At 67.8% G+C, this 23,194-nt stretch carries 23 protein-coding genes; 15 read left to right on the top strand and 8 right to left on the bottom strand.

Going from position 1 to position 23,194, the window contains the following annotated elements; all coding sequences use genetic code 11:
• Positions 1-118: 118 nt before the first annotated feature.
• The gene (tlpA, locus tag OSH10_RS09300; protein ID WP_266331382.1) at positions 119-781 is read right to left on the bottom strand and encodes a thiol:disulfide interchange protein TlpA; all 663 of its coding nucleotides are present in this window, start codon (positions 779-781) and stop codon (positions 119-121) included.
• A 35-nt stretch (positions 782-816) separates the two neighbouring features.
• Here tlpA and argH point away from each other — a divergent pair, with 35 nt between their 5' ends.
• The 6 genes from argH (at position 817) to OSH10_RS09330 (ending at position 8,017) form a co-directional block, all read left to right on the top strand.
• Positions 817-2,211, top strand: coding sequence for an argininosuccinate lyase (gene argH, locus OSH10_RS09305; RefSeq protein ID WP_266331383.1), 1,395 nt, complete (start codon positions 817-819; stop codon positions 2,209-2,211).
• A gap of 193 nt (positions 2,212-2,404) precedes the next feature.
• The gene (gene lptM, locus OSH10_RS09310; RefSeq protein ID WP_266331384.1) at positions 2,405-2,602 is read left to right on the top strand and encodes an LPS translocon maturation chaperone LptM; all 198 of its coding nucleotides are present in this window, start codon (positions 2,405-2,407) and stop codon (positions 2,600-2,602) included.
• Between the two features lie 198 nt (positions 2,603-2,800).
• On the top strand, positions 2,801-4,072 hold the full coding sequence (gene lysA, locus OSH10_RS09315) for a diaminopimelate decarboxylase (protein WP_266331385.1): 1,272 nt from the start codon (positions 2,801-2,803) through the stop codon (positions 4,070-4,072).
• A 71-nt stretch (positions 4,073-4,143) separates the two neighbouring features.
• A complete protein-coding gene (locus tag OSH10_RS09320) occupies positions 4,144-4,476 on the top strand; it encodes an ArsR/SmtB family transcription factor (RefSeq protein WP_266331386.1) in 333 nt (110 codons plus the stop codon).
• A 92-nt stretch (positions 4,477-4,568) separates the two neighbouring features.
• A complete protein-coding gene (locus OSH10_RS09325; protein ID WP_266331387.1) occupies positions 4,569-5,318 on the top strand; it encodes an SDR family NAD(P)-dependent oxidoreductase in 750 nt (249 codons plus the stop codon).
• Positions 5,319-5,461: 143 nt separating this feature from the next.
• On the top strand, positions 5,462-8,017 hold the full coding sequence (locus tag OSH10_RS09330) for a TIGR02302 family protein (protein ID WP_266331388.1): 2,556 nt from the start codon (positions 5,462-5,464) through the stop codon (positions 8,015-8,017).
• A 325-nt stretch (positions 8,018-8,342) separates the two neighbouring features.
• Here the strand turns inward: OSH10_RS09330 and OSH10_RS09335 are convergent, their stop codons facing one another.
• The gene (locus OSH10_RS09335) at positions 8,343-8,732 is read right to left on the bottom strand and encodes a response regulator (protein ID WP_266331389.1); all 390 of its coding nucleotides are present in this window, start codon (positions 8,730-8,732) and stop codon (positions 8,343-8,345) included.
• 210 nt (positions 8,733-8,942) lie between these two features.
• Entirely contained in the window at positions 8,943-9,488 is a 546-nt protein-coding gene (gene hpt / locus OSH10_RS09340; protein WP_266331390.1) for a hypoxanthine phosphoribosyltransferase, read from the bottom strand.
• 469 nt (positions 9,489-9,957) lie between these two features.
• Between hpt and ftsE the strand changes: the two genes are divergently transcribed.
• The 4 genes from ftsE (at position 9,958) to OSH10_RS09360 (ending at position 13,277) form a co-directional block, all read left to right on the top strand.
• Positions 9,958-10,617, top strand: coding sequence for a cell division ATP-binding protein FtsE (ftsE, locus tag OSH10_RS09345; RefSeq protein ID WP_266331391.1), 660 nt, complete (start codon positions 9,958-9,960; stop codon positions 10,615-10,617).
• Positions 10,610-11,602: a cell division protein FtsX gene (locus OSH10_RS09350; protein ID WP_266331392.1), complete on the top strand. Its 993-nt coding sequence runs from the start codon at positions 10,610-10,612 to the stop codon at positions 11,600-11,602. Before ftsE ends, OSH10_RS09350 begins: the two co-directional genes overlap by 8 nt.
• Positions 11,603-11,694: 92 nt before the next feature.
• Complete coding sequence (locus OSH10_RS09355) at positions 11,695-12,450, top strand: YdcF family protein (protein WP_266331393.1); 756 nt, start codon at positions 11,695-11,697, stop codon at positions 12,448-12,450.
• A 35-nt stretch (positions 12,451-12,485) separates the two neighbouring features.
• Positions 12,486-13,277: a lysophospholipid acyltransferase family protein gene (locus OSH10_RS09360; protein ID WP_266331394.1), complete on the top strand. Its 792-nt coding sequence runs from the start codon at positions 12,486-12,488 to the stop codon at positions 13,275-13,277.
• Positions 13,278-13,287: 10 nt separating this feature from the next.
• Here the strand turns inward: OSH10_RS09360 and OSH10_RS09365 are convergent, their stop codons facing one another.
• Complete coding sequence (locus OSH10_RS09365) at positions 13,288-13,827, bottom strand: gamma-glutamylcyclotransferase (RefSeq protein ID WP_266331395.1); 540 nt, start codon at positions 13,825-13,827, stop codon at positions 13,288-13,290.
• A gap of 71 nt (positions 13,828-13,898) precedes the next feature.
• Here OSH10_RS09365 and OSH10_RS09370 point away from each other — a divergent pair, with 71 nt between their 5' ends.
• Together OSH10_RS09370 and OSH10_RS09375 are read left to right on the top strand one after the other, a co-directional pair.
• Positions 13,899-15,011 carry a DUF2125 domain-containing protein gene (locus tag OSH10_RS09370; protein WP_266331396.1) on the top strand — a complete coding sequence of 371 codons (1,113 nt, stop codon included), beginning with the start codon at positions 13,899-13,901 and terminating at the stop codon, positions 15,009-15,011.
• A gap of 62 nt (positions 15,012-15,073) precedes the next feature.
• Positions 15,074-15,784 carry an aspartate/glutamate racemase family protein gene (locus OSH10_RS09375; protein ID WP_266331397.1) on the top strand — a complete coding sequence of 237 codons (711 nt, stop codon included), beginning with the start codon at positions 15,074-15,076 and terminating at the stop codon, positions 15,782-15,784.
• A 32-nt stretch (positions 15,785-15,816) separates the two neighbouring features.
• On the opposite strand, the gene OSH10_RS09380 is transcribed toward OSH10_RS09375, so the two are convergent.
• From OSH10_RS09380 to OSH10_RS09395, 4 genes are all read right to left on the bottom strand, one after another.
• Entirely contained in the window at positions 15,817-16,743 is a 927-nt protein-coding gene (locus OSH10_RS09380) for a prephenate/arogenate dehydrogenase family protein (RefSeq protein WP_266331398.1), read from the bottom strand.
• Positions 16,743-17,879, bottom strand: a complete 1,137-nt coding sequence (hisC, locus tag OSH10_RS09385; protein ID WP_266331399.1) for a histidinol-phosphate transaminase — start codon at positions 17,877-17,879, stop codon at positions 16,743-16,745. The genes OSH10_RS09380 and hisC overlap by 1 nt, the downstream gene beginning before the upstream one ends.
• Complete coding sequence (locus OSH10_RS09390) at positions 17,879-18,712, bottom strand: chorismate mutase (RefSeq protein WP_266331400.1); 834 nt, start codon at positions 18,710-18,712, stop codon at positions 17,879-17,881. Before OSH10_RS09390 ends, hisC begins: the two co-directional genes overlap by 1 nt.
• A gap of 176 nt (positions 18,713-18,888) precedes the next feature.
• Positions 18,889-19,629 (bottom strand): class I SAM-dependent methyltransferase, encoded by a 741-nt coding sequence (locus OSH10_RS09395; RefSeq protein WP_266331401.1) that lies wholly within the window; start codon positions 19,627-19,629, stop codon positions 18,889-18,891.
• Between the two features lie 92 nt (positions 19,630-19,721).
• On the opposite strand from OSH10_RS09395, the gene gloB reads away from it, so the two are divergent.
• The 3 genes from gloB to OSH10_RS09410 all read left to right on the top strand — a co-directional run bounded on the left by gloB (position 19,722) and on the right by OSH10_RS09410 (position 23,158).
• Positions 19,722-20,492, top strand: a complete 771-nt coding sequence (gene gloB / locus OSH10_RS09400) for a hydroxyacylglutathione hydrolase (RefSeq protein WP_266331402.1) — start codon at positions 19,722-19,724, stop codon at positions 20,490-20,492.
• Positions 20,489-20,929 (top strand): cupin domain-containing protein, encoded by a 441-nt coding sequence (locus tag OSH10_RS09405; protein WP_266331403.1) that lies wholly within the window; start codon positions 20,489-20,491, stop codon positions 20,927-20,929. Before gloB ends, OSH10_RS09405 begins: the two co-directional genes overlap by 4 nt.
• A 150-nt stretch (positions 20,930-21,079) precedes the next feature.
• Complete coding sequence (locus OSH10_RS09410) at positions 21,080-23,158, top strand: NYN domain-containing protein (RefSeq protein WP_266331404.1); 2,079 nt, start codon at positions 21,080-21,082, stop codon at positions 23,156-23,158.
• The last annotated feature ends 36 nt before the right edge of the window (positions 23,159-23,194 follow it).

Genomic DNA, 23,194 nt, shown 5'->3' on the forward strand with positions numbered 1-23,194 from the left:
CAAGCGGGCGAGGGCTTTTCGGCCGGTGTGGTGCGCAGGCAGCGGATCTTCGGGACGACCGGGCTCGCCAAGACCCCTCTCCCGCGCGGGAGAGGGTTGGGTGAGGGTCCTTGCCCCCTCAGATGCTCTTGGTCGCCGCGCCGATCAGCGCCTTGGCGTCTTCCGAATCCCATTCGGCCGGCCCGGACATCACGCCGAGCGCGCAGCCCTGCTTGTCGATCAGCACCGTCGTCGGCAGGCCGACGGCCATGCCCTTGCCCTTCAAGCCGGTGAAGATGCCGGTGGTCGGGTCGCCATAGAAGGCGAGCGACTTGACGCCGATCTCCTCCAGGAACTTCTTCGGCTTGGCCGGGTCCTGCGTGTCGATCGAGACGGCGACGACGGAGAAGTCCTGGCCCTCATGCGCGGCGTCGAGGCGATCGAGCGCCGGCATTTCCTGCCGGCACGGCGCGCACCAGGTCGCCCAGAGGTTCAGCAGGACCGTCTGCCCCTTGAAATCGGCGATGCTCTTCTTGTCGCCATTCGCGGTCTGGAAGGAGAGTTCGGACAGCCGCGCGGGCTCGGTGGCGACGCGGAACGCGGCGACATCGCCCTTCGCAAGCGGGGCCAGCAGGCCGGCCGCCTCGATCGTCGGGCCGCAATCGACGCCCGCCAGCGCATCAGCCCCGTTGCCTTTCCCCGTCTCGGTCACGTATACCGCGCCAACTCCGACTGCGATGCCTGCGATCGCGGCCAGGCCGAGTATCGGCCAGCGTCGCGATATCCCGCGCGTCTCATTCATTCCGTCCTGCCTCCAAGGCCTCCGAGAGAGGGTATATGAGCAATTCGATGTGGGGTGGCCGCTTCTCCGAAGGCCCGGCCGCCATCATGGAAGAGATCAACGCGTCGATTGGTTTCGACCAGAAGCTCTACCGTCAGGACATTGCCGGCTCGAAGGCGCATGCCGCCATGCTCGCCCGCCAGGGAATTATCGCGGCGGACGATGCCGAAAAGATCGCGGCAGGTCTAGACGCCATCCTGCGCGAAATCGAAGCGGGCGAGTTCAAGTTTTCGCGTGCGCTCGAGGACATCCACCTCAACATCGAATCGCGCCTGAAGGAACTGATCGGCGACGCCGCCGGCCGGCTGCACACCGCCCGCTCGCGCAACGACCAGGTGGCGACCGATTTCAAGCTCTGGGTCCGCGACACGATCGATGCGATGGACGCGGCTCTGCGCGAGCTGCAGGTGGCGCTCGCCGACAAGGCGTTCGAGCATGCCGGCCAGGTGATGCCGGGCTTCACGCATCTCCAGAGCGCCCAGCCGGTGACGTTCGGCCACCACATGCTGGCCTATGTCGAGATGATCGGCCGCGACCGGGGCCGCTTCCAGGATGCGCGCAGGCGGCTCAACGAGAACCCGCTCGGCGCCGCGGCGCTCGCCGGCACCTCGTTCCCGATCGACCGCTTCCAGACCTCGGCGTCGCTCGGCTTCGACCGGCCGACGGCGAATTCGCTCGACAGCGTTTCCGACCGCGACTTCGTCATCGAGGCGCTGGCGGCCGCCAGCCTCTGCGCCATCCATCTGTCGCGATTCGCCGAAGAGATCGTCATCTGGTCGTCGGCGCAGTTCCGCTTCATCAAGCTTTCCGACAAGTTCACCACCGGCTCGTCGATCATGCCGCAGAAGCGCAACCCCGACGCAGCCGAGCTGGTGCGCGCCAAGACGGGCCGCATCATCGGCGCCCAGACGGCGCTGCAGATCGTCATGAAGGGTCTTCCGCTCGCCTATCAGAAGGATATGCAGGAAGATAAGGAACAGGCCTTCGACGCCTTCGAGAGCCTGGAACTGGCGATCGCCGCGACCACCGGCATGGTGCTTGACATGGAGCCGGAAGCCGCGACCCTGAAGAAGGCAGCGGGCTCCGGCTTCGCGACCGCGACCGACCTCGCCGACTGGCTGGTGCGCGAACTCAACATGCCGTTCCGCGACGCCCATCACGTCACCGGCCGCATCGTGGCGATTGCCTCCGAGCGCGGCGTCGAGCTGACCAAGGTGACGCTGGACGAGATGCAGGCCGTGCATCCCGCCATCACCGAGGCAGTCTACTCGGTGCTGACGGTCGACAAGTCGGTGCGCAGCCGCACCAGCTATGGCGGCACCTCGCCGAAGAATGTCCGCTCCCAGGCCAAGCGCTGGCAGCGGGCGCTGGCGCGCGAGGCGAAGGCCTAGAGCGTCTTCGAGTGAAGCGGCGACCGGTTCGCGACGCGAATACGCGAGCCGACAAGGCGCTGGGGACCTTTCGCCGTTACGGGGAAAGGCCCTAGACAAGACCGGCGAAATCCGCCGAACATTGGCAATGACGGGGCGGCGCGATCGGATAAGATGCGCCGCCGGATCGACAAGCCCTTCAGGAGAAGCCGCCTTGGCCCTTGCTGCCCGAATCCTCCTTTTGTCCGCCGCCATGGCGCTCGCCGGCTGCGGCGTGAAGGGTGCTCCCGAGCCGCCGCCGGGTGGCCCGCAGGCGCTCTCCGCCCAGCAGACCGGCCCGGACGGCAAGAAGGTCGACGTTTCGAAACCGGCCAAGCCCGACCGGTCGCTGTTTATCGACAAGCTGCTCTGAGCCGCTCCCCGTGCCGTAGGCCGAACCTCGCATCTCCCCTCTCCCTGAGGGAGAGGTCGACGGCGAAGCCGGCGGGTGAGGGTTTAGGGAACTCTCCGGAGAGGGCGTAAGCCCTCACCCGGACCTGCGGTCCGACCTCTCCCTCAGGGAGAGGTAAGGGAACGCGACCTTCCACCATTCGACCTTCAGAATGTTGCCATGAACCATTTCGAATATCGCGACGGCGCGCTCTACGCCGAAGACGTGGCGATCGCCGATATCGCTGCCGCCGTCGGCACGCCGTTCTATTGCTATTCGACCGCCACCCTGGTCCGCCACTTTCGCGTTTTCCGCGATGCGCTGGCGGGGATGGACACGCTGATCTGCTACGCCATGAAGGCGAACTCCAACCAGGCGGTCCTGAAGACGCTGGTCGCCGAAGGCGCCGGCATGGACGTCGTCTCGGAAGGCGAGCTGCGCCGCGCGCTGGCCGCCGGCTGCCCGCCGGAAAAGATCGTCTTCTCCGGCGTCGCCAAGACGGCGCGCGAGATCGCGCTGGCGCTCGATACCGGCATCCTCTGCTTCAACGTCGAATCCGAGCCCGAGCTCGAGCGGATCTCCGAGATCGCCACCGCCAAGGGCGCGACCGCGACCATTTCGCTGCGCATCAATCCCGACGTCGACGCCAAGACGCACGCCAAGATCACCACCGGCAAGGCCGAGAACAAGTTCGGCATTCCCTATGTCCGCGCCCGGGAGGTCTATGCCCGCGCCGCGACGCTGCCCGGCATCAAGGTCGCCGGCGTCGACATGCATATCGGCAGCCAGATCACCGACATGGGCCCCTATGACGAGGCCTACGGACTGCTGGCCGACCTGGTGCGCGACCTGCGCGCCGACGGCCACGTCATCGACCACGTCGATGGCGGTGGCGGACTCGGCATCCCTTATCACCTCGGCGAGGAAGCACCGCCGGATCCGACCGTCTACGCCGCGATCGTGCGCAAGCGCCTCGGCAATCTCGGCGGCAGGATCCTGTTCGAGCCGGGCCGGATGATCGTCGGCAATGCCGGCATCCTGGTTTCGGAAGTCGTCTATGTGAAGGAAGGCGCCGCCAAGACCTTCGTCATCGTCGACGCCGGCATGAACGACCTGATCCGCCCGACGCTCTACGAGGCGCATCACGATGTCCAGCCGGTCGCGGAGCCCAAGCCCGGCGCGCGCGAGATCTTCGCCGATGTCGTCGGCGGCGTGTGCGAGACCGGCGACTTCCTGGCGCTCGACCGCACCATGACGGCCGTCGAGCCCGGCGACCTGATCGCCGTGATGACGGCGGGCGCCTATGGCGCCGTGCAGGGGTCGAGCTACAACACCCGCCCGCTCGCCGCCGAAGTGCTGGTCAACGGCCGCGAATTCGCCGTCATCCGCCCGCGCCAGACCTATGAAGACCTGATCGGCATGGACAAGCTTCCGCCCTGGCTCGACAAGTAGCGGGACCTCGCCCGGCCCCACGCGGGGCCCCGGCGATTGCCAAGCCCAGGGGGAATGCCGATATTGGGGCCATGACCAACATCGACGCACTTCCCCCTGACCCGGACCGGCTCCCGCGCGACGAGCCGCCGCGCCTCAGCGACCGGCAGATCGTGCTGATCTCGAAGGCGCTTGCCGAGCCGCGCCGCTATCAGATCCTGAAGGACATCGGCGCCACCGGCGGACCGATGGCGTGCAGTTGCGTCGTCCAGAACCAGCAGGTCAGCGCCGCCACCATTTCCCACCACCTGAAGGAACTGGAAATGGCGGGCCTGATCGAGATTGTGCGCGAAGGCAAGTTCGCCAGCCTTGTGCTGAAGCGCGACGTGCTGGAGGCCTATCTGGCCCAGCTCTCCGAAATCTGACTCTCGACCTGAACTATCACCGATCTCGCTCTTGTAATGATTAGACAGTTATCTAAATGTCTAATCAACTCATACCAACAGGAGCGAATGAGTTGAGCAAACTGACAGGCAAGGTCGCGGTCGTAACGGGCGCATCCAAGGGCATCGGGGCGGGCATCGCCAAGGAGCTGGCCGCCGCCGGCGCTTCGGTCGTGGTCAACTACGCCTCCAGCAAGGAAGGCGCCGACCGCGTCGTCGCGGAGATCGAGAGCCAGGGCGGCAAGGCCGTCGCGGTCCAGGGCGACGTGTCGAAATCCGCGGATGTGACGCGTCTGTTCGCCGAGACGAAGTCGACCTTCGGCGCGCTCGACATCCTGGTGAACAATGCCGGCGTCTACCGGTTCGGCGCGCTCGAAGACGTCACCGAGGACGAGTTCCATCGGCAGTTCAACACCAATGTGCTCGGGCTCCTGCTGACCACCCAGGAAGGCGTGAAGCATTTCGGCGCCGAGGGTGGCAGCGTCATCAATATCGGCTCGACCGTCAGTCAGATCGCCCTGCCCAACACGTCGATCTACACCGCCACCAAGAGCGCGGTCGACGCCATCACGCATGTGCTTTCCAAGGAACTGGCGGGACAGAACATCCGCGTGAACTCGATCAATCCGGGCGGCGTCGAAACCGAAGGCACGCATACGGCCGGCATTGTCGGCGGCGACATGGAAAAACAGATCGTCGCGCAGACTCCGCTCGGGCGGATCGGCCAACCCGCGGATATCGGCACGATCGCGGTCTTCCTCGCCTCCGCCGATTCCGGCTGGCTGACCGGCGAGCTGCTGCTCGCCTCCGGGGGCATGCGCTAACCGTCAGGTTGGTGGCGCGCTCGCGGTTCCGGTCGCGAGCGCGCCGCAATGCCGCTGCAAACCTTGCCTTAGGTGTCGCTCGTCCCAACTTCAGTTGCTACACTGGTCGGGGCGGCGGGCATGACGGACAAGACGGAGCGGCAATGACCGAGCCCGCGGGCGGCACTGCGGATAGCAAGCGAACGGGACCGGATCTTCCGGCTTCGCTGGAATCCGCCGCGCATCAGCGGATCGCGAGCGCGGTCGACCGGGCCAAGCTGGTACTGATCTGGGAGGCCGCCTGGCCCCGGCTTGTGCCGATTCTCTGCCTTTTCGGGCTGTTCCTCGCGCTTTCCTGGCTCGGCGCCTGGTCGCGCCTCGCCGATCCGCTGCGCTATGGCGCGCTGGCGCTGTTCGGCATCGGCTATGTCGCGCTGATCCTGCGGATGGCGCGGATGCCAATGCCGACCCAGGACGAGGCGCTCGCCCGCGTCGCGCGCGAAAGCGCCATGGAGCATAGACCAGCCACCGCCTTTGGCGACCGGCTGTCGCAGCCGACCCACGATCCACTGACGCAATCGCTCTGGCGCGCCCATCGCCTGCGCCTGCTGGAAAAGCTCGATCATCTCCGCAGCGGCTTCCCCTCGCCGGGCATGAATGCGCGCGATCCCTATGCGCTGCGCTTCCTGCTGCCGCTGGTGCTGCTCGTCGCCTTCCTGATGGCGGGTCCGGACCGTCTCGACCGCATCGCCGACGCCATCCGGCCCGGCGCCTCGGCGGTCGAAGCGCCGCCGCGCATCGACGCCTGGGTGACTCCGCCCGCCTATACCAGCCGGCCGCCGATCTTCCTGACCGGCGACGCCGCGCGGCCGGGAAGCCTGGATCCCGACCTGGCCGTCAACGTGCCGCAGGGCTCGGTCGTGACGCTGCGAATGCCGACCGAGCCGGATCTCGCAGCGGTGGCGACGACCGCTGCGGGCCAGGCCATTGCCTTCGACGCGGCGGTGACCGCCAAGACCGAAAGCGAGGCGGCAGGCGACGCCACGCCGGCGAGCGAACACAGGCTGACGCTCTCCGCCGATAGCGCGCTCCGCGTGGAACGTGGCGGCAGGCCCCTGCTCGCCTGGTCCTTCGCCGTCACCCCGGACGCGCCACCCGGCATCGAATTGACGCGCGAGCCTGCCGCCACGCAAAGCGGCGCGCTGTCACTCGCCTATTCGCTGAAGGACGATTACGGCGTCCTGTCCGCCGCCGCCACGATCAGCGCCGTGGAGGCGCCCGCGGAAAGCGGCGCCCGGCCGCTGGTCGCCGCGCCCGAACTGCCGCTGAACCTGCCGCGCCTGCGGATGCGGGAGGGTACGGGCGAGACGATCCGCGACCTTTCGGCCCATCCCTGGGCCGGCGCCAAGGTCAAGATGCAGCTGACGGCGACGGACGAAGCCGGGCAGACCGGCAGCAGCGCGGTCACCGAATTCACCCTGCCCATGCGCAGCTTCCACAATCCGATCGCCCGCGCCGTGGTCGAGCAGCGTCGCGTGCTGGCGCTCGATGCCCGCACGGCGCCGCGTGTCGCCATGGCGCTCGACGCGATCACGCTCGACCCGGCCAGGTTCAAGACCAACGGCTCCTATCTCGCCCTGCGCGCCGCCTATCACCGCCTGACCGGCGCGCGCAGCGACGCCCAACTGGTCGAGACCGTCGATTTTCTCTGGCAGATCGCGCTCGGCATCGAGGATGGCGACCTGTCGCTGGCCGCCCAGGACCTGCGCGCCGCGCAGGAAGCCCTGCGCAAGGCCATCGAATCCAACGCCTCCGATGCCGAGCTTGAAAAGGCGATGCAGGACCTGCGCGAGGCAATGGACAAATATCTGGAGGCGCTGGCGCAGGACGCGGCCCGCAACCCGCAATCCGCCAACCGGCAGCCGATGGATCCGAATACCCGGGTGCTGCGGCCGGAAGATCTGAAGAAGATGATGGACCAGATCGAAAATCTGGCCAAGACGGGCTCGCGCGACGCCGCGCAGCAGATGCTGAGCCAGTTGCAGCAGATGATGGAGAATCTCGAGGCGAGCCGCTCGCAGCAGGGCCAGGACGGCCAGAGCGGCGAGATGAACCAGGCCCTCGACAAGCTGGGCGAGATGATCCAGCGCCAGCAGCAGCTGATGGACAGGACCTTCAAGATGGATCCCGACACCGATGGCAGCGGCGCCGAGGCGCAGCCGATGACGCCGGAGGAGCGCGGGAAGGCGCTTCAGGAACTTCGCGAGGGACAGCAGAACCTGCAGAAGATGCTGCGCGAGCTGCAGCAGACGATGAAGCAGCAGGGCATGCAGCCGGATGGCAAGCTTGGCCAGGCCGACCGCTCGATGGGAGACGCCGCCAGACAGCTTGGCGAAGGTGCGCCGGGCCAGGCCGTCGGTCCGCAGGGACAGGCCCTGCAGGCGCTGCGGGACGGCGCGCGCAGCCTTGCCGATCAGATGGCCCGCCAGAACGGCGCCGGCACCGGCACCCGCCAGGGAGGACCGATGCCCGGCCAGGACCCGCTAGGCCGCCAGCAGCAGGGTCGCGGCACGGATCTCGGCTCCACGGTCAAGGTGCCGGACGCGATTGATGCCCAGCGCGCCCGCGAGATCCTCGACATGATCCGCAAGCGCCTCGGCGATCCCTCACGCCCGCTGATCGAACGCGACTATCTGGAGCGGCTGCTGCAGAAATATTGAGGCGGTTCTTCGGATCTCGGCTCGCCGCCCAGCCGTCCAGACCCTCGCCGTCATCCCGGGCTTTGCCCCGGGATCCATCCAGCCGGGGCGATGGCCGCACAAGGCTCCCGGGAACCCGGCTGCGAAGATCCCGGATCTCCGCTTCGCGGCCTCCGGGATGACGCCGGAGGGATGGCTCAAGCAAGCCCCTCACCCTCTCCCGCAAGCGGGCGAGGGCTTTTGGCTGGCGCGTGGGAAACAATTCGCGTGGTTCGATAGAGCTCGGCGAAGGTGAGCGTCCCCTCGCCCGCTTGCGGGAGAGGGACAGGGTGAGGGTCTACCTCTCCTACGCCACTGCGGAACGCAGATTGTTGGAATTCAGCGCGCATTTGACGCTGTGGCGGATCTCGGCCAGCGAGAACGGTTTGGTCACCACGTCGAAGATCAGTTCGGCGAGGCCATCGGCCCGCTCGCGCTGGTCGGCGAAGCCGGTCATCAGCAGGATGGTCAGGTCGCGATATTGCGACGCCGCCGCGTGGGTCAGCGCGATGCCGTCCATGATCGGCATCTTGATGTCGGTAAGCAGCAGGTCGAACGCGCCCTTTTCGCGGATCAGCACGTCGAGGGCGTCCTCCCCGTCCTCGGCCGTCAGCACGTCATGGCCGTCCATCATCAGCGCGCGCGATACGAACATCCGCACCGCGTCATCGTCTTCGGTCACCAGAATGCGCGCCATCAGTCCGTTCCCAGAGCATGATCCCCGGGGCGAAACCGGCCCCTGGGATCATCCGTCAAACAATCAGACCGGGATCATCGCCCATTCCCCTAAACAGATCGTGACCTCCAACGCCGAAGTGGCAAATCAAAACGGGACAGGCGCGCCGGGGTCCGACGCGCCTGTCCGAAATTCCTGCAATCCGGGGAATCGCCTACGCGGCGAACCGCTCTATCCGGCGTCTTCGACGACGCCGACGAAGGGCAGCTCGCGAAAGGCGTGCGCCACGTCCATGCCGTATCCGACGACGAACAGGTCGGGGCAATAGAAGCCGACGTGGTCGGCCGTGATGTCGGTGGCCCGCTTGCCCGGCTTGTCGAGCAGCACCGCGATGCCGACCCGCGCGGCGCCGCGCTCCTGCATCAGCTTGCGGGCGAAATCGAGCGTCCGGCCGGATTCGAGGATGTCGTCGATCAGCAGCACGTCGCGGCCGGCGACCTCGCTTTCAATGTCCTTGACGACGCGGACCGTGCCGGCCGAGGTCGTGCCCGTGCCATAGCTGGACAGCGAGATGAACTCGACCTCCGGCGCCATGCCGGCGCCATGCAGGGCGCGGATCAGGTCGGCGGCGAAGACGAAGCTGCCCTTCAGGATCGATATCACCAGCAGATCGCGATAGCCGGCAGCAGCGATCTCGGTGGCAAGTTCGGCGTTGCGCCGGGCAATGTCGGGAATGTCATAGAGAACCCGGATCGACCGGCCGCGGACTACAGGCATCACTTCTTTCCTTCGTTGGCGAGAGCGGCGGTGGCACCCTGATCGGAGGGAGCTTGTCCCTTCCTCCCACGCGCCGTCTCGCTCGCCCGGCCGGGCGCGCAGGCCCGGGAAAGCAGTTCTCTTAGTCGCGGAATGGGCGAATGTCACCGAAAACGAGCCGAAAGCGGCGGAAAGCGGCCCGAATCTCCGCAATTTGTCGCAGCCAGCGTCCGTTAGGCTGCATCAGCGACGCGGAATTGCGGCGCCGGCGCCTTTTGCCGGCGGCCGGCCGGCCCGCATGCCGCTGCTTTGCCTTGATCGGCTGCCATATAAAACGGGAACCGCCCGGCCGCCCGGGCATCGCTAACAACTCGTTAACGCTGATCCCCGCAAGCTGTGCGAATCGTCCCCGCCCCGGCGTGGTGGATTCCAGCGCGGCCGGAGCGCGGCGGCCCAGCACGGCAGAGAGAGCGGAAACAGGAAAAATACGGTGATCCGCTTCGAAAATGTCGGCCTGCGTTATGGCATGGGTGCCGAGGTCCTTCGCGACCTCTCCTTCCAGATCGCGCCCAAATCCTTCCAGTTCCTGACCGGCCCGTCCGGCGCGGGCAAGTCGACCTTGCTGCGCCTGCTCTGCCTGTCGCTGAAGCCGACGCGCGGTCTGATCACGGTGTTCGATCGCGACGTGGTGACCCTCCCCAAGGCGGAGTTGCCGGCGCTGCGCCGCCGCGTCGGCGTCGTGTTCCAGGATTTCCGCCTGCTTGACCACCTCACCACCTTCGAGAATGTCGCGCTGCCCCTGCGCGTGCTCGGGCGCGAGGAATCGAGCTACCGCGCCGACGTCATCGAACTCTTGAAATGGGTGGGCCTCGGCGACCGCGTTCAGGCCCTGCCGCCGATTCTATCGGGCGGCGAGAAACAGCGCGCCGCGATCGCCCGCGCGCTGATCGGCCAGCCCGAGATCCTGCTCGCCGACGAGCCGACCGGCAATGTCGACCCGCCGCTCGCCAAGCGCCTGCTGCGGCTGTTCGTCGAGCTCAACCGGCTGGGCACCTCGGTCGTCATCGCCACACACGATATCGGATTGATGAACCAGTTCGACGCACGTCGCCTCGTGCTGCATGAAGGACGGCTGTCGATCTATGAGTGAACGCGCCGTCCATCGAGGCCCGGGCCTGTTCAGCCGGATGTTCGGAGCGGTCCTGCCGTCGCGCCGCCGCCGGTCCCGTACCGGCACGCCGGTCTCGGCGCCGATCGTCCCGGCGCAATCGATCGCCGGCAAGTCGCTGATGATCGTCATCGCCATCATGAGCTTCCTCGCCTGCCTGACGCTCGGCGCCGTATCGCTGGTGCGCGACGCCTCGCTCGGCTGGCAGGCGGATATCGTGCGCGAAATCACCATCCAGGTCCGGCCGGTCGATGGCGTCGACACGGCGGCGGAGGCGGCCAAGGCCTCGGCCATCGCCGCCTCGATGCCAGGCGTCGCCCAGGCGCGCGTGCTGGAAGACTGGGAAAACGCCAAGCTGCTGGAGCCTTGGCTCGGCAGCGGCCTCGACATGAGCGATCTGCCGATTCCCCATCTGATCGTCGTCGAACTGGCCGACCCCGACGCCGTCGACCTGATCGCGCTCGCCGCCCGCCTCGACAAGGAGGTGAAGGGCGCCAGCCTGGACGACCACCGCAACTGGACCGACCGGTTGAAGACCATGGCCAACGCCACGGTGATCATCGGCGTCTCGATCCTCGGCCTCGTCTTCATCGCCACGGTGCTATCGGTGATCTTCGCGACGCGCGGCGCCATGGCGTCCAACCGCGACATCGTCTCGGTGCTGCATTATGTCGGCGCCGAAGCGAGTTTCATCGCGCGCGAGTTCCAGCGCCACTTCCTGTTTCTCGGCCTCAAGGGCGGGTTGCTCGGCGCCTCCGGCGCGGCGATTCTGTTCGCCATCCTCTCTTTCTTCATCGGCCGATCGATCGCGACGCCGGAGGGCGACCAGGTCTCGGCGCTGTTCGGCCGCTTCGCCATCGGCCCGACCGGCTATCTCGGTGCGCTCGTCATCGCGCTGCTGATCGGCGTCATGACCGCGATCACCTCGCGCCTCACCGTCTATCGTCACCTGGCCTCGATCGAATGACCGGCGCGACATCCCTGTCCCCATTACCCCGCTGTCACGACAGTTTGAAATCTGCCCATTCTTGGCCGCAATCAGCTAGCATCCTTCGTGACATGACTGACGCGGCCCAAACCGATCCGGACCTTGGCCGACGGAGTTTCGCCGGCACGCCGCCGCGCGGCCGCCCACGGCCGCCGCAGCCGGCTCCCGGCCGACGGCCCCTCATCACGGTTTTGCTGTTGCTGGCGATCGCCGGATCGTTTGCCGGCATCGATTTCGCCCGCTTCGCCCGGCAGGTCGCCCATCTCAGCCCGCCGGCGGATGTTTCGGCGGAAGGCATCGTCGCGCTGACCGGCGGTACGGCCCGAATCGATGGCGCGCTGGCACTCCTGCGCGACAACCGGGCCGAGAAACTGCTGATCTCAGGCGTCAATCCGGCCGTCGGCCGACACGATATCGCCCGTGCGGTCGAGCGCGCCTCCAGCGCCGTTCTGGACCAGCGCGTCGATCTCGGTCATGCGGCCCGCGACACGATCGGCAATGCCGACGAGACGCGGGACTGGGTGGAACGCAAGGGAATCCACTCGTTGATCATCGTCACCAGCGACTATCACATGCCTCGAAGCATGGTCGAACTGGGCCGCGCCATGCCCGGCGTCCGGCTCATTCCCTACCCGGTTTCCAACAAACAGCTCGAAATGGACCGTTGGTGGCGACACGGCGCGTCGGTAAAGCTTCTCCTCAGCGAGTACCTGAAGTATACGCTCGCACGTGCGCGGCTCGCCTTCGAGACGCCGCGGGGGGAAAGCGTCGCCGCGTTTGCCGCGGATACGCATACTCACGCGACAACGGGCGGGGTCCTGCGCTGACGCCGTATTTTTCGACGCCGACGTAGAACCGCACCATGTTGATCCTTCGCTCACTGCTCTTCCAGGCCGCGTTCTATCTGATCATGGCGATCATCCTCGCCGTGACCCTTCCGTTTTTCTTCTTCCTGCCGCATCGGGCCGCCATCGCCGTGGTCAAGTTCTGGACCGCGTCGTCGATGTGGGCCCTGCGCGTGTTCGCCGGGACGAAGATCGAAGTTCGCGGCATCGAGAAGCTGCCCAAGGGTGGCGGCCTGATCGCCCCGAAGCACCAGTCCGCCTTCGAGACGATGGCGCTGTTTCCCATGCTGGACGATCCGACCTATGTGATGAAGCGCCAGCTGATGTGGATCCCGCTGTTCGGCTGGTACACGTGGAAGGCCGGCATGATCCCGGTCGACCGCGCCGGCGGTTCCAAGGCGCTGCGCAAGCTCGCGGCCGACGCAAAGGAAGCCGTGCAGGAAGGTCGCCAGGTCATTCTGTTCCCGGAAGGCACGCGCCGCGCGGCCGGCTCGCCGCCCGACTACAAGTTCGGCATCATCCATCTCTATCGCGAGCTGAAGGTGCCGGTGGTGCCGATCGCGATGAATTCGGGCCTGTACTGGCCGCGCAAGAGCTTCCTGCGCTTCCCCGGCACCATCGTCATCGAAGTGCTCGATCCGATCCCGCCGGGTCTCGATTCGAAGACATTCCTGGCGACGCTGATCGGCGTTCTCGAGCCCGCGACCGACAAGCTGCTGGTCGAAGCCGCCGAGGGCCCCTCTCCGCCGCCGCTGCCGCCGGAAGCCGCGTCGCGCATCGACACAATCCGGGCGAGTGAATCCGCCTAGCGCCGCACGCTCAGGCCGCCGGCTCTTCGGCCAGAAGCTGGCCGGCCAGCCACTCGAGCTGCGGATCCTCGATGCCGAGGCTTGCCAGATGCGCGGCCGTGGCAAGCACGTAGTCGCGGTTGCTGCCGGCTTTGCCGACGCTGTCGCGCACCTGCGCCAGCACCGCCTCGCGCGAGAGGTCGCCGGCATATTGCGGATGGTCGCGGTCGACGACATAGGTCACGGCCCGCACATAGTCCCGCGCCGGCCGCTCGAGCCGGATGCTGCGCTCGACCTCCAGGTAGGAATTGGTCACGAGTTCACGCTCGCGCAGATAGGCGAGAACCGAGTCCCGCGCGTCCGGCGCGACGCGAAACGCCATGCCCCGGCAGGAACCGCCGCGATCGAGGCCGAGCACCAGCCCGGGATGTTCCGGCGTCCCGCGATAGATATAGGACTGGACGCAGAAGGCGCGCCGCTCGCCTTCGAGATGCGCCGGAAGCGCTTCCTCAAACGGGAAGCCGGGCCGCCACATCAGCGAGCCATAGCCAAAGATCCAGAAATCGGACATGAGTGCGTCCTCGAAAAGACAGATTGTCACCGCGTAACAGCCGCCGCCCGCCACATCAACGGAGGAAACGGATGATCGACCCGGCCAAGACGGACGCAACCGCAGGCGCGGACGCTGCCGCGACGATCCGGCCCCGTTCCGCCCGACGCAAGTTCCAGTTCGTCATCGGCGCCGCCGTGCTGCTGTGCGCGCTCTGGGCCGGCGGCTGGTTCTGGGCCAACCGCATCGCGACCGAGCGAATCGCCGCCATGAAGGCGGATTTCGTCGCCGAAGGCGGCGTCATCGGCTGCGACGCCGAATCGCTGGGCGGTTTCCCGTTCAAATTCACGCTCGATTGCGCCCCTGCCTCGCTGGAACTGCCCTCGCGCGGCCTGTCGGCCAGCGTCGGCGCGCTGGAGGCGATCGCGCTCCTCTACAATCCCGGCCATGTGCTGGCCTCGGTGCAGGGACCGCTGTCGCTGAAGGCCCCGGGCGATCTCGCCATCCAGGCGAACTGGACCTCGCTGCAGACCAGCATCCGCGTCGGCACGTCCCGCCTGAAGCGCTTTTCCGCCGTCACCGACGACCTGACGGCCACCATCAACGCGCCGGCCGACCCGCGCCTGCCCACCGCCGCACGGGCGAAGCATGCGGAACTGCACCTGCTGCAGAACGACGCCGACGCCACGGCGCTCGACCTCGCCGGCACCGTCGACGGTTTCGCCGCCACGATTCCCGGCGCCCCGCAGCTGCCCGATCTCTCCGCCCAGCTCTACGCCATCCTGCCCGGCGCGCTGCCAGAGCTTCGCGACGGCCATGTCGATCCGCTGCCCGCCTGGCTCGCCGCCGGCGGTCAGGTCAAGCTCGGCCAGCTTGGCATCGATGTCGGCGGCTTCTTGGCCAATGCCAGCGGCAACCTCTCGGTCGCCCACGACGGCGTCATCTCCGGCAAGGTCGCGATCCGCGTCGACCAGCTCGAAAAGCTGCCCGATCTCGTCGAGCTTCTCCATCCCGGAAGCCGCGACCGCGTCGCGCAGATCCTGGTTCCGCTCTCCGCCTTCCTGAAGCCGGTTCAGGTCGACGGCAAGACCTGGCGCGAGACGACGCTGACGATCAAGAACGGCCGGGTCTCGGCCGGCTTCATCCCGCTCGGCCGCCTGCCGCCGCTGAAGCTCGGCAATGCCGCCGGCGTCGCCGGAACCTGAACCAGGCCTGGCGCGCGGCTTGCTTGCCGTTATCGGAACAAAAGCACTCCGGAGACCTGCGCATGATGAAACGGCCCGTTGGCACCCAGGCCCCGCTGCTGGGCACCCAAGCCCCGCTGCGGCTGATGGTGATCAATCCCAACACGTCGGAGGCGATCACGGGCAGGATCCAGGCCCTGGCCGAGGACGAGGCCGGACCGGATGTCGCCGTCTCCGCCATCACCGCCCGCTTCGGCGCGCCCTATATCTCCGACCGGGCCGGCGCGGCGATCGCCGCCGACGCCGTGCTGGATGCCGCCAAAGCGGAGGCCCTGAAGGGCGTCGAGCCGGATGCAATCGTCATCGCCTGCTTCGGCGACCCGGGCCTCGACGCCTTGCAGGCCGCCTTTGCCTGCCCTGTCGTCGGCTTCGCCGAGGCCGGCCTTCGCGCGGCGGCAGCCGAGCCCGGCCCGTTCATGGTTGCCACCAATGGCCAGGCCTGGTGCGACATGCTTTCGGAGCTCGCCGGGACGATCGGTCTCTCCGACCGCATCTCCAGCTTCCTGTCGATCGGCGATGCGGCCGCGCGCGATGCCGAACTTTGCCGCACGATGATCACGGAAGAGGCGGAACGGACGGGAGCGGCCCGCGTCGTGCTCGGCGGCGCCGGCCTGATCCCGATCCTCGGCGACGTCGCCACCGACCTGCCGCTGCCGCTCATCGACCCGCACAGGACCGCGATCCGCAAGGCGATCGCATTGGCAAGGTCTGATCCTTCCTTCACCTCTCCCTGAGGGAGAGGTGAAGGAAGCGCGGGCCTCAACCCCTACGGCTTCGTGTGATCCCGGCGGCCGAAGTCCGGCGCGGCGGTGTCCTGGCCGATCGCGACGATCGAACGGCGGATGGCGCGGGTGCGGGTGAATAGGTCGAACAGCGTGTCGCCGTCGCCATTGCGGATCGCCCGCGTCAGCGTCGCGAGGTCCTCGTTGAAGCGGCCCAGCATCTCGAGCACGGCTTCCTTGTTGTTGAGGAAGACGTCGCGCCACATCGTCGGGTCGGAAGCCGCGATGCGGGTGAAATCGCGAAAGCCCGAGGCCGAGAATTTGAGCACTTCGGAGCGGATGCCGGATTCGAGGTCCGCGGCCGTGCCGACGATGTTGTAGGCGATCAGATGCGGCAGGTGACTGGTGATCGCCAGCACCAGATCGTGGTGCTCGGCGCTCATCGCCTCGACATTGGCGCCGAGCGCGCGCCAGAACGCCATCAGCTTTTCAACCGCTGCGGGATCGACGGTTTCAGCCGGGGTCAGAACGCACCAGCGGTTCTGGAACAGATCGACCAGCCCGGCATCGGGACCGGAATGCTCGGTGCCCGCCAGCGGATGGCCGGGGATGAAGTGCACGGCCGAGGGCAGATGCGGCGCCATCGCCTTGACGACGGAAACCTTGACCGAACCGACGTCCGAGACGATCGCGCCGGCCTTCAGATGCGGGCCGATCTGTTTCGCCACCTCGCCGGACGCGCCGACCGGAACGCAGACGATGACGAGATCGGCATCGCGCACGGCATCCGTCGCATCCGCGAAATAGACGTCTCCCAAGCCGAGCTGTTCAGCGCGGGCGAGCGTCGCCGGACTGCGGGTCGAGATCGCGATCTCGCCCACGACGCCAGCGCGGCGCGCGGCGAGGGCGATCGAGGCGCCGATATGGCCGATGCCGACCAGGGCGAGCTTGCCGAAGAGAGGCTCCGACATCAGGGCGCCGTCCGGTGCACGAAGTCGCGCAGCGCCGCGATCGTCGCCTCGTTCGCCTCGGCCGATCCGATGGTCATGCGCAGCGCATTGGGCAGATGATAGCTGGTCATGACGCGCAGAATGATGCCATGCGAGACGAGATATTCGTCGGCGTCGACCGCGCGGCGACCCTTCTCTTCCGGGAAATGGATCAGCACGAAGTTGCCGACGCTCGGCGTTACCTCGAGGCCGAGGGAGCGGATGCCCTCGGTGACCCGGGGCAGCCACTCCTCGTTATGGGCAACGGCGGCGTCGATATGCGCGCGATCGCGCAGCGCCGCAATGCCGGCCGCCATGGCCGGGGCGGAGACGTTGAACGGGCCGCGAATCCGGTTCATCGCGTCGATCACCTCGGCCGGACCATAGCCCCAGCCGAGGCGCACGCCGGCCAGGCCGTAGATCTTCGAGAAAGTGCGCGTCATCAGCACGTTCGGCGCGCTGCCGGCGAGTTCGATGCCGCTCTCGTAATCGTTGCGGCGGACATATTCCGAATAGGCGGCGTCCAGCACCAGCAGGACGCGCGGCGGCAGCGAGGCATGCAGCCGGCGGATCTCGCTGAACGGCAGATAGGTGCCGGTCGGGTTGTTCGGATTGGCGACGAAGACGATGCGCGTCTTGTCCGTCACCCGTTCGAGGATGCCGTCGACATAGGCCGTCAGGTCCTTCTCCGGCGCGACGACGGGCGTGGCGCCCGCGGCCTGGATCAGGATCGGATAGACGTTGAAGCCGTGCCGCGAATAGATCGCCTCGTCGCCCGGCCCCAGATAGACATGGCTGACCATGGCCAGCACGTCGTCGGAGCCGTTGCCGCAGATGATGCGCGATGCATTGATGCCATAGGCGTCGGCGATGGCGGCGCGCAGTTCGCCGGCCGAGCCGTCCGGATAGATCTCGAGCTTCGCCGCCGTCGCCTGATAGGCGGCAACCGCCGCCGGGCTCGGTCCGAGCGGCGTCTCGTTCGAGGAAAGCTTGTAGACCTTGGAGCCGCCGGTGGCCTTCGAGCGGCCCGGCACGTAAGGCGCGATATCCAGCACGCCGGGACGCGGCACGGGCCGGTCGGCGGGCTTGGCGTCCGGCGTCTTCGACGACTTGCTCATCACGATACTCCCGCCTCGCCGAGGCGCTCATAGAGAACTGGATTGGCGTCGACATCGCCAATGGCGATGCCGCGCGACAGCGCGCCCACGCGCGCCACATCCTCGAATCCCGCATGCGCCGCGAGGGCGGCGACCGGTGTTCCGACCGGCAGAGCGATCAGCTTTTCCGCCCCTGCCTCGGCCAGCACGGTTCCGCCGGCCGCGACGATCGCCGGCCACGGATCCTTGCCGATCGCCGTCACGGCGAAAAGGTCAAGGTCAGGCGGCGTCGGATCGGCGAGTTCCGGCGCGATGACGAAGGTCGGATGCTCGGCCGGACGGCCGGCGATTCGGATATAGGGCGACATCGCCATGATGCGCGGCGCGGACGGACGCCCGAGCGCCCGCCACCAGGCGCCGGCGGAGGCCGGCTGCTCGGCCGAGACCAGACCGAGATCGGTGCCGGTCTCGCGGATATGGTTGATGGTCGATACCGCGTCGGCATAGCCGTGCAGCGCGACGGTGAAGCCGAACAGGAAGCGGGCGGTATCGCGCAGCGCGTCGCGGGCGACACCCTGGTCGATGCCGACGTCGAAATTCGCCTGCATCCGCGTGAAGGTCGTGATGATCTCGCGCCAGATATGCTCGACGGTCCAGATCGGCAGGGCTCCCTCGTGGCGGGCGACCAGCCGGCGCATCATGTCGGCTTCGCGGCCGGGACGGAACGCGGCGCCCGGCCGGCTCGTGCCCTTGACCTTGATCAGCGTGTCGATGGCCGTGCTGCGCTCGACCAGGCAGCGATGCATCTCGGCATCCAGCTCGTCGATCGTTTGCCGGATGCGGGCGAGTGTCACCGCGTCTGCTTCGGTGGCAGAATTCTTTGTCTCGGTCGAGGCCATCGTTCCGATCGGCTCTTGGCGGGAAAAACACAGGCCGCGCCAAGGCGGCCGGCGGCGGCCGATTCATAGGCAAGCCCAACCGCAAAATCAAAGAAAACATCGCGGTGGCGGCCGACAACGGCGGAGAAGATCTATCCGGGCGGCGCCAGCGCCGGACGGAAGGCGGGCTGGCGTCGGCGATGACTGCGCGCCGGCAGGCCCTGATAGACCAGCTTGGTCGCCTCGACGATCTGGACGCCGGCGAAGCCCGGCCAGAGCATCTCCCCGGTCCGCTCCCAGCCACGCCCGCTATGAATCAGCATCCGGCTGGCAAAGGGCGGGGCGAACAGCGCGCCGCTCCACGCCGTCTCGCTGAGCTCGGTATTGCGCAGCAGCGTCGCCAGCTGGCCACGGCTGAACGGCCGGCCATAGCCGAAGGGCGTGCTCTCCACCCGCGCCCAGATGCCGCGCCGGTTCGGCACCACGACGATCAGCTTGCCGCCTGGCACCAGCACGCGCCAGAGTTCGCGCAGCGTCTCGCGCGCATTGGACGCCGTCTCCAGGCAATGGATGACCAGGATGCGGTCGATCGACGAATCGGTCAGCGGCAAGTCGTCCTCGGCGACGAGCGCGGCCAGGTTGCCGCCCTCGGACGGCCAGTTCATCACCCCCTGGGCGGCCGGCATGAAATTGAGCACGCGCTCCGCCTGCGCCACGAAAGGGGCGAGATAGGGCGTCGCATAGCCGAGTCCCAGCACCCGGTCGCCGGTGACGCGCGGCCAGAGCGCCGTCAGCTTGGCCGCAACCAGGCCCTGCGCGACGCCACCCAGCCGCTCGGTGTAGAAGCTCGCGAGATCGAGCACGTCGGGCGTCAACGTACGGCCCTGTTCCAAGCACGATCTCCCCTGTCGATGTCGGCGCGACGATGTTAGGTAACGATCCGAAACGACGCCACCCCATCCCTACGCCCATATTGGAGTTCGTCATGGCTCTCGCAATCTTCCAGTTCCCCTGCCTCTCCGACAATTACGGCGTGCTGATCCACGACGAGGCTTCCGGCCGCACCGCCTCGATCGACGCCCCCGACGCCGCGGCGGTCAGCGCCGCGCTCGACAAGACAGGCTGGAGACTGACGGAAATCCTGACGACGCATCACCACGCCGACCACACCGACGGCAATCTGGCGCTGAAGACGACCACCGGCTGCACGATCACCGGGCCGAGCTACGAGGCCGACACCATCCCCGGCATCGACAACACCCTCTCGGAGGGCGACGTCTATGATTTCGCCGGCCATCCGGTGCATGTGATCCACACGCCCGGCCACACGCTGGGCCACGTCGCCTACTACCTGCCGGAAGACGGCCTCGCCTTCGTCGGCGACACGATGTTCGCGCTCGGCTGCGGCCGCGTCTTCGAAGGCACGCTCGACCAGATGTGGGATTCGCTGCAGAAGCTCGCCGCCCTGCCGGACGAAACGGTCGTCTATTGCGGCCACGAATACACCGAATCGAACCTCCGCTTCGCCATGACCATCGACGCCGCCAACCCGGCGCTGGTCGCCCGCGGCGAGGAAATCCGTGCGCTGCGGGCCGCCGGCAAGCCGACCGTGCCGACGACCATCGCCGCCGAGAAGGCGACCAACCCCTATCTGCGCGCCGGCGATCCCAAGGTCCGCGCCGCCATGGACATGCCGACCGCCCCGGCCTCCGAAGTCTTCGCCGCCATCCGCACCGCCAAGGACAATTTCAAGTGAGCTCGGCCGACGAGATCATCCGCAAGCTCGAACTCGAACCACATCCCGAGGGCGGCTTCTATCGCCGCACCTTCGAGGACAGCGTCACCCAGGACGGCCGGCCCGCCTCGACGGCGATCTACTACCTGCTCGCCGCGGGCATGAAGTCGCACTGGCACAGGATCGATGCGATCGAGGTCTGGCACTATTATGCCGGCGCGCCGATCGAGCTGTCGCTTTCGGAAGATGGCGGCGTGACCGAGACGTTTCGTCTCGGCGGCGATGTTCTGGCCGGGGAGCAGCCGCAGGTCATCGTGCCCACCGGCTGGTGGCAGGCGGCCAGGAGCCTGGGCGACTGGACGCTGGTCGGCTGCACGGTGGCGCCGGGCTTCCGTTTCGAAGGCTTCGAACTGGCGGCGCCGGACTGGGTTCCGCTCGATCAGCCCGAGCGTTGCTGAGGAGAAGACCGCCATTCTTCATCGAGAGTGGCGAAGCGGCATCGCCAAATCGGCGACGGCCCGTTAAGGTGCGGTCGCCGTTGGGGCAATGGCATGAAATCCTAGATCTGAGTTTGGGGGGAAGACGTTGGTGTACCGCAGGGATAGGTCATGACGGCCCCAATCAAGAGCGTTCTCTTCGTCGACTATGACAGCCTTTATCTGAGCCTTCGGGCCCGCGATCCGGGCATGGCGCGGCGTTTCGCGCTGCGGCCCGGCGTCTGGCTCGAGGCGATCGAGGCCGGATTGCTGCTGGAACCGCGCGGCGAGGAGATCGCCCGCCGCCGCATCCTGATGCGCCGCTGCTATGCCGATCCCAAGCTGTTGGGCAAGGCGCGCTCCGCCTTTACCGGCCATGGCTTCCAGATCGTCGACTGCCCGCCTTTGCCGGGCCGCGAGCGCAACTCGGCGGAAATCCACATGGTGCTCGACACCATCGATGCGCTGGCGCACCAGACCGGCTTCGAGGAATTCATCCTGCTGTCGGCCGATTCCGACCTGACGCCGGTGATCTACCGGCTGCGCTCCTACAACCGCTCCACGGTGATCTACTCGACGCTGACGACCTCGTCCGGCTATCGCGCCATCGCGGACGGCGCGCTGGATGAACAGGCGCTGATCGCCCTGCTCGCTCCCACCGCCGATGGCGAAACGCCCGAGACGACGGACGAGGCGGAAGAGGAGAACGCACAGGGCCGCCCCCATGGCAGCGAGCGCGACGGCCTGGCTGGCCTCGCCCGCCGCGTGCACCAGGCCACCAACGTCCCGCTGTTCTCGCCGCGCGTTTATGGCGAGCTGTTCCGTGCGCTGACCCGCGAAGTGGCCGAGAACGGCTATCACTTCCAGACCACCGCCGAGAATGTCGCCGCGCGGCTGACGGCCAATGGCCGCAACGCATCGCGCCGGCAGATTGCCTTCGTGGTCAAGGGACTGGCGCTGAAGGGACATGTCTTCTCGACCAGCGACAGCCCGGAAAAACTGGCGGAAGCGTTCAAGGAGCAGGTGCTTTATCTCGCCCGCAATGCCGGCGTCGAAATCGACGAGGGCATGGAGACGCTGATCAGCACCTGGATCGTCGGCCGCGACGGTTCGGCCCCGGCCGCCTTGCCGCCGCCGGAGGCGCCATTGGTCGCAGCCGTTCCGGTCGAGCGCCCGGCGCCGCGCCCGATCCCGTCGCCGCCGCCCATGCCGGCCGCGTCGCAGCCGGCCCCGGTCCAGACAGCCGGAACACGGCCGGCAGTGTCGCAGCCCGATGCGCCGCAACCCGCCACGCGACAGCCGCCTTCGGCGTACCAGCCCCAGTTCCAGCGGTCTGTGAGCGCGCCGCAGCCGGACGCCCCATCGCCGGTTTCCGCCGCCTCGCGCCTGTCGGCGCAACCCGCGGCCCAGCCGGTGGCGCCGCAGGCGGCCCCGCGCGAAGCGCGTCCGATCAGCCTGCAGCCGATCTCGGCGAGCATGCCCCAGCCGAGCCGACCGATCCAGGTCCACGCCATCGTCGAGCCGGCGCCCGAACCGGTCGCGCCGGAACCGCCGGTCGCCGCCCCCGTCGAGCGGACTCCACGTCCGGTCGCGGAACCCGCGGCGCCGGTGCTGAGCCCCGCGCCCCAGACGCCGCCGCCGCAGGCCAGCATTCGCGCCGAGGTCCGGGCCGAGCCGCCGCAGCCGGCGCCGCGCCGCTCGCAGGTGGATCCGGAATCGCTGCTCGCCGAGATTTCCTCGCCGCAGCCAGCCCCCCGCGCCCACATCGCCCCGCCGCGTCCGCGCGCGCCCCGGCCAATTGCCCCGGAACCGGCTGCCGAACCCGCGCCGTCAGCCAGCCCGGCGCGCCCGCAAGCCCCCCGCGCCCCGGCCGGCACCGCCGTCGCCACGCGGCCCCCCGCCCGGCGCCTCTCCAATCCGGCGCCCGACGATGCCGGCGACCCGATCGAAAGCTCGATCCTCGCCGCGATTGCCCAGGCGGTCGATGTGCTGGTCGATGACGGCGAGGCGGAGATGCCGCAGCCGGCGCCCAAGCCGGTCGAGCCGCCGGCGCAGCGCGCCACGCCGCCGCGGGCCCCTGCCCGCATCGCGGCACCCGCCCGGGCGCCGGAACCGACGCAGGACCCGGCCGCCGAGGATGGCGACATCGGCGACGAGATCCAGCGGATTCTCGCCGCCTACAGCCAGAACCGGAAGCCGACCGGCCGCTGATCGGGCGAACGACGCACCCAATGAAAAAGGCCGGCG

Source organism: Kaistia defluvii (assembly GCF_026343955.1).
GTDB classification, from domain to species: Bacteria; Pseudomonadota; Alphaproteobacteria; order Rhizobiales; family Kaistiaceae; genus Kaistia; species Kaistia defluvii.

What these genes read in the sequence shown, in the direction of transcription:
- OSH10_RS09330 (WP_266331388.1), top strand. Translation starts at nt 5,462, where the DNA reads ATGACCGAGCCCGCGGGCGGCACTGCGGATAGCAAGCGAACGGGACCG.
- OSH10_RS09335 (WP_266331389.1), bottom strand. Translation starts at nt 8,732, where the DNA reads ATGGCGCGCATTCTGGTGACCGAAGACGATGACGCGGTGCGGATGTTC.
- OSH10_RS09360 (WP_266331394.1), top strand. Translation starts at nt 12,486, where the DNA reads ATGTTGATCCTTCGCTCACTGCTCTTCCAGGCCGCGTTCTATCTGATC.
- OSH10_RS09365 (WP_266331395.1), bottom strand. Translation starts at nt 13,827, where the DNA reads ATGTCCGATTTCTGGATCTTTGGCTATGGCTCGCTGATGTGGCGGCCC.
- OSH10_RS09380 (WP_266331398.1), bottom strand. Translation starts at nt 16,743, where the DNA reads ATGTCGGAGCCTCTCTTCGGCAAGCTCGCCCTGGTCGGCATCGGCCAT.
- lysA (WP_266331385.1), top strand. Translation starts at nt 2,801, where the DNA reads ATGAACCATTTCGAATATCGCGACGGCGCGCTCTACGCCGAAGACGTG.
- OSH10_RS09375 (WP_266331397.1), top strand. Translation starts at nt 15,074, where the DNA reads ATGATGAAACGGCCCGTTGGCACCCAGGCCCCGCTGCTGGGCACCCAA.
- OSH10_RS09355 (WP_266331393.1), top strand. Translation starts at nt 11,695, where the DNA reads ATGACTGACGCGGCCCAAACCGATCCGGACCTTGGCCGACGGAGTTTC.
- OSH10_RS09410 (WP_266331404.1), top strand. Translation starts at nt 21,080, where the DNA reads ATGACGGCCCCAATCAAGAGCGTTCTCTTCGTCGACTATGACAGCCTT.
- hisC (WP_266331399.1), bottom strand. Translation starts at nt 17,879, where the DNA reads ATGAGCAAGTCGTCGAAGACGCCGGACGCCAAGCCCGCCGACCGGCCC.
- hpt (WP_266331390.1), bottom strand. Translation starts at nt 9,488, where the DNA reads ATGCCTGTAGTCCGCGGCCGGTCGATCCGGGTTCTCTATGACATTCCC.
- tlpA (WP_266331382.1), bottom strand. Translation starts at nt 781, where the DNA reads ATGAATGAGACGCGCGGGATATCGCGACGCTGGCCGATACTCGGCCTG.
- OSH10_RS09350 (WP_266331392.1), top strand. Translation starts at nt 10,610, where the DNA reads ATGAGTGAACGCGCCGTCCATCGAGGCCCGGGCCTGTTCAGCCGGATG.
- argH (WP_266331383.1), top strand. Translation starts at nt 817, where the DNA reads ATGAGCAATTCGATGTGGGGTGGCCGCTTCTCCGAAGGCCCGGCCGCC.
- gloB (WP_266331402.1), top strand. Translation starts at nt 19,722, where the DNA reads ATGGCTCTCGCAATCTTCCAGTTCCCCTGCCTCTCCGACAATTACGGC.
- OSH10_RS09320 (WP_266331386.1), top strand. Translation starts at nt 4,144, where the DNA reads ATGACCAACATCGACGCACTTCCCCCTGACCCGGACCGGCTCCCGCGC.
- OSH10_RS09370 (WP_266331396.1), top strand. Translation starts at nt 13,899, where the DNA reads ATGATCGACCCGGCCAAGACGGACGCAACCGCAGGCGCGGACGCTGCC.